Origin of the sequence: Streptomyces sp. NPDC097981 (genome assembly GCF_040302565.1) — a bacterium.
GTDB lineage: Bacteria > Actinomycetota > Actinomycetes > Streptomycetales > Streptomycetaceae > Streptomyces.
The window spans coordinates 1-4811 of sequence record NZ_JBEORW010000133.1 but is presented as its reverse complement, the minus strand read 5'-3'; the positions used below and the strand labels follow the sequence as shown (position 1 = coordinate 4811).

4 protein-coding genes are annotated in these 4811 nt (G+C 67.4%); 2 read left to right on the top strand and 2 right to left on the bottom strand.

Going from position 1 to position 4811, the window contains the following annotated elements; all coding sequences use genetic code 11:
* Positions 1 to 185: 185 nt before the first annotated feature.
* Together ABTY04_RS40345 and ABTY04_RS40340 are read right to left on the bottom strand one after the other, a co-directional pair.
* Positions 186 to 707: an NUDIX domain-containing protein gene (locus ABTY04_RS40345; protein WP_352218410.1), complete on the bottom strand. Its 522-nt coding sequence runs from the start codon at positions 705 to 707 to the stop codon at positions 186 to 188.
* 59 nt (positions 708 to 766) lie between these two features.
* A complete protein-coding gene (locus ABTY04_RS40340) occupies positions 767 to 1078 on the bottom strand; it encodes an LbetaH domain-containing protein (protein WP_352218409.1) in 312 nt (103 codons plus the stop codon).
* 279 nt (positions 1079 to 1357) lie between these two features.
* Here ABTY04_RS40340 and ABTY04_RS40335 point away from each other — a divergent pair, with 279 nt between their 5' ends.
* Positions 1358 to 3877: a SpoIIE family protein phosphatase gene (locus tag ABTY04_RS40335; protein WP_352218408.1), complete on the top strand. Its 2520-nt coding sequence runs from the start codon at positions 1358 to 1360 to the stop codon at positions 3875 to 3877.
* A gap of 267 nt (positions 3878 to 4144) precedes the next feature.
* A complete protein-coding gene (locus tag ABTY04_RS40330) occupies positions 4145 to 4420 on the top strand; it encodes a transposase (RefSeq protein ID WP_352218407.1) in 276 nt (91 codons plus the stop codon).
* The last annotated feature ends 391 nt before the right edge of the window (positions 4421 to 4811 follow it).

Here is a 4811-nt window from a genome sequence, read left to right as displayed (position 1 = left end):
CCTACCTCGATCAGCACGAGATCCCCCGGCCGAAGTCCTGGCGCACCCTGGGCACCTGACCCCGGCGACTCCAAGATCCCCGACACAGTCAAGCTGAACAAAGCCATTCTGAAGTATCAATTCGGACTGGCGATAGCACGATTGGAGGCCCTCAGTCGGCCAGCGATCGACTGAGGGCCTCGGGTTCAGCGGGTCGGACTGGTAGCAGCCATATCGCGGGTTTCGACGTAGCCGTGGCCCGCGTGGGAACGAGCTGCGTGGACGGCCTTGAGGCGGGCATAGTTGGCCGGGATCATCTCCGCTTCCCAGTCGGCCAGGGTCCGCACATCCCATCCGTCGTGCTCGTCTGCATCCAAGACGATGGCGCCGAGCTGGTCGGGGTTCAGGGTGCCACCGTCGAAGATGAACCCGATCCTCGGGACGGTCCATGCCTTGTCGATGGTGGCGAAGTGGGTGAGGAGCAGCGGGCGGGGGCTGGTGATGACGAGCCCGGTCTCCTCACGGGTTTCGCGTACGGCGGTCTCCCATGGGGTCTCTCCTTCGTCCATGACGCCGACGGGAATCTGCCACACCTCGCCCCGGTTCGGGGAGCGCAGGCACAGGGGCCGGTCCTCGGTGTCGGTGAAGAACATGGAGGCGTAGACGATCGCCTTGGGGGCCTGCTGGATGTACTCGTGGCGGGGAAGCCACGTGGTGGGACGGGACATGAGCTTGTTCCTTCCGTTGAAGGGGGCGGAGAGGCGTTTCTGCCTCTCCGCCCGGGGTGTCAGCGAACCTGGCTGCCAGCGGGGAAGAACCCGCCCACCTGTCCGCGCGGGTAGAGGATGGTGCCGGGGCCGATCAGGGTCCCGGGCTGGAGGACCGCGCCCGCCGGGATGGCGGTGTCGTCGGCGGCGACCGAGCCGAACTTCGTTTGTCCGGTGCCGATGCGCCGATCGCCGAGGAGCACGGTGATCTCCTTCGTCGCGGGCTCGGTGACCCGGCCGCCATTGACGCGCAGCGCCGTAGTGGAGACGAACGCCCCCACGTTCACGTGACGGCCCAGCACCGAGTCGCCGACGAACGAGACGTGCTTCATCCGCACGTCGAAGACCAGCAGTGAGCGGGCGGTGGCGTGCAGGAGGGGGCGTGGATTCCGGTGAACGGGCAGGTTCTCCCGTGCACGGCGTGGCTTCCTGAATCACATCGGAGGTGATCGCAAGATCGGTCCATGGGAGTGCCCGAGCAGGATGACGAGTCGGCATCCGGTGTGAAGCCGTTCCCTGGCCGTCTCCCGTCCGGCGCGCCGGGCGCCGGTGCGGGAAGGAAAGGCCTCAGGTCCGACACGCTCGGGCTGTTCTCGTCCGTAGTCATCGGCATGGCCTCCACCGCCCCGGCCTACAGCCTGGCGGCCACGCTCGGCCTCATCGTAACGGCCGTCGGCCCTCAGGCGCCGATCATCACGATGCTCGCTTTCATCCCGATGCTGTTGATCGCGTATGCCTACAGGGAACTCAACGCGAGCAACGCCGACTGCGGGACGACGTTCTCCTGGGCGACGCGTGCCTTCGGCCCGCGCGCTGGCTGGATGGGTGGCTGGGGCATCATCGTCGCCGACATTATTGTCATGGCCAACCTTGCCGAGATCGCCGGCATCTACAGCTTCCGGCTCCTGGGCTACGACGCACTCGCGGAGGACCGGCTATGGACCACCCTCGGGGGGGTCCTCTGGATCGGCGTGATGACCGCGATCTGCTACATCGGCATCGAGATCTCTGCCGCCGTCCAGTGCGCTCTCCTCCTCATCGAGGTGGCCGTCCTGCTGCTGTTCGCCATCACTGCCCTGGTTAGGGCCTATACCAGCAATCCGGAGACGATGATCGGCGTCTCCGCATCCTGGTTCGATCCGTTCGACGTGCCTTCCGCCAAGGCGCTGACCGCAGGCATCCTTGCCGCCGTCTTCGTCTACTGGGGCTGGGACACCGCCGTCACGGTCAATGAGGAGACCGCCGAGAGCACCCGTATCCCCGGGCGCGCCGCGGTCATCTCAACCGTGCTGCTGCTGATCACCTACGCCCTGGTGGTGACCTCGGTGCAGGCATTCGCCGGAATCGGCGCCTCCGGGATCGGGCTCGGCAACGAGGACAACGCGGGCGACGTGCTCTCGGGGCTCGGCTCTGCCGTTTTCGGCAGCCACGGCGCGGGGCTCTTCCTGGCCAAGCTGCTGATCCTCATGGTGCTAACCTCCTCAGCGGCCTCCACGCAGACCACCATCCTGCCCCTGGCCCGGACGGTCTTCTCCATGGCCGTGCACAAGGCCCTTCCCTCCCGGTTCGCCCGCGTTCACCGCAGATTCCTCACCCCGACCTGGTCGACCGTCGGCATGGGCCTGGCTTCGATCGCCTTCCTGGTCCTGCTAACGGTGATCAGCCGTGACTTCCTGGCCGACTCCATCGGGTCGATCGGCCTTGCCATCGCGTTCTACTACGGGCTCACTGGCTTCGCGTGCGTCTGGTACTACCGGCGCGTGCTCACCCGTGACCGCAGGGACTTCCTGTTCAAGGGTCTGCTGCCGGGTCTGGGCGGGCTGATGATGCTCTTCTTCTTCTGCTACGCCGCCTTCGGTGTCTACGCCGATCCCGCTTACGGCAAGACGTCCTTCGACCTTCCGATCGTCGGTCGGACGGGCGGAGTGACCGTCGTGGGCATCGGTGCCCTGCTGATCGGCGTCGTGCTGATGCTGATGGTCACCCATGAGCACACCACGGCACTCAGACTTCAGAGGAGCCTGCTGCCGGACAGGCTGCCGTCGCAGACCGCCGTGGAGCTGGCGAGCCGTTACGTTCCGGGCGACAGCCGGACCGCGGTGGGCGGTGACTGGTTCGACGCGATCCCGCTTTCGGGCACGCGCGTCGGTCTGGTCGTCGGCGAGGTGGCGGGCCACGGCCTGCGCGCCGCCGCCGCCATGGGACGTCTGCGTACGTGTGTACGGGTCCTGGCCCGTCTCGATCTCGCTCCGGACGAACTCCTCTTCCGCCTGGACGACATCGTCCGACAGGTCGCCCGGGAGGAGGCGTCTAAGCGTGGCGCCCCTGGCGCGGCCGGACCGAAGCCCGCGGATGAAGCGGCCTTCGGGGTCTCGTGCCTGTTCGCGGTGTACGACCCCGTGTCCGGAAGGTGCACCATGGCGCGCGCCGGACACCCGATGGCAGCGCTTCTCCGGCCGGACGATGACGTCGCCACGTATCCGGAACTGCCGGCGGGCCCACCGCTGGGAGTGGGAGGTCTGCCGTACGAGAGCACGGAACTCCAGCTTTGCCCGGGCAGCCTCGTCGCCCTCTTCACCGACGGCTTCGTCCAGACCGCCGACGACCATGACAACGGACTCGGCCTGCTCGCCGAAACCCTCGCCCAGTACCGGCGTTCGCTGGAAGAGCTGTGTGACCGCGCGGTCGCGGCCCTCCTGCCGGGTCCTGCGAACGACGACGCGACCCTGCTGCTCGTGCGCACCCGGATGCTTGCTGAGGACCAGGTGATGGTGTGGGAGCTGCCTCCCGATCCGGTGTTGGTCGGCGACGCACGCAGGGCGTCCACAGAGCAGCTCGGCGCATGGGGCTTGGACGATCTGGCGTTCACGACCGAACTCATCGTCAGCGAGCTGTTCACCAACGCCATCCGCTACGCCGCCGGGCCGGTCCACGTCCGGCTCATCCGCGACGAGAGCCTCATCTGCGAGGTGTCCGATACCGGGCACACCTCACCTCATCTGCGGCACGCCGAGACCGATGACGAGGGCGGTAGGGGCCTGTTCATCGTCGCCCAGATGGCTCAGCGGTGGGGCACCCGCTACACGGCCACCGGCAAGACCATCTGGGTGGAGCAGGCGCTGCCGTCCTGAGAGCCATCCGGCCGGGAAGACGACGGAGGGCGGCTCCGGGAGCTGGTGCCCGGTTCGAGTCGGGTCCACCCGAGTGGACCTTGGATTCCCTGGCCGCAGCAGCACAGGCCGATGGGATCGAGGTGAGTCGCTCACAGGTCCGTCGCATCCTGCTGGCCGAGGGTGTGCGCTGGCGCCCACACCCGGTCCTGGACGCGATCGAAGGACCCGGACTTTGTCTCTCCCCTCGTAGCGTGGAGACCGTGACTGCAGGGGATGTTGAGAGTCATGGCCGAGAAGCGACGGAAGTTCGAGCCGGAGTTCCGTGAGGGGGCTGTACGGATCGTGACGGAGACCGGCAAGTCGATCCCTGAGGTCGCGGAGGATTTGGGGATCAACGAGACCACGCTGGCCGGCTGGGTGTCCCGGGCCCGCCGGGCGGGGACCGCGCCGGCGGGCGCGAGCGATGAACTGGAGCGGCTGCGGCGGGAGAATGCCCAGCTCAAGCGGGACAACAAGGAACTGGCGATGGAGCGTGAAGTCCTCAAACGCTGCATGGTCTAATCCGTTGGTAGGTGGTTCCGGATCGCTCCCCATGGAGTGGTCCGGACCGACTCACCAGCAGATGCCTGGCATGGTCTTGGCCCGAGAGGCCTCCCCACAGACCGGCACTGCTGGTAGGTCGGGTTCGTGGTGGCCCCGTAGGCGCCGGGCTGACTCCTGGGTTTCTCCCGGCACTCGATGCCTCCCGACAGAGCGGTGGCGCCTGGCGTCTTCGGGCCACCACGAAACCTGCTGGCCGTGCCAGACGTCGAACGTCGTGGTGTGAGCCCGCCGCACGGTGACCCCCCTCGAACTCCGCGAGCCCTGGAGCTCTGGCGAAGACCGGGGCCCGCGCGACGCGCTGGTGCCGCGAACGGCTAGTGAGATGGCGGACCAAAGAGTCCTGGGATTA

Excerpts from the sequence above, each read along its gene's own strand:
- ABTY04_RS40345 (WP_352218410.1), bottom strand. The coding sequence starts at position 707 with ATGTCCCGTCCCACCACGTGGCTTCCCCGCCACGAGTACATCCAGCAG.
- ABTY04_RS40340 (WP_352218409.1), bottom strand. The coding sequence starts at position 1,078 with ATGAAGCACGTCTCGTTCGTCGGCGACTCGGTGCTGGGCCGTCACGTG.
- ABTY04_RS40330 (WP_352218407.1), top strand. The coding sequence starts at position 4,145 with ATGGCCGAGAAGCGACGGAAGTTCGAGCCGGAGTTCCGTGAGGGGGCT.
- ABTY04_RS40335 (WP_352218408.1), top strand. The coding sequence starts at position 1,358 with ATGGCCTCCACCGCCCCGGCCTACAGCCTGGCGGCCACGCTCGGCCTC.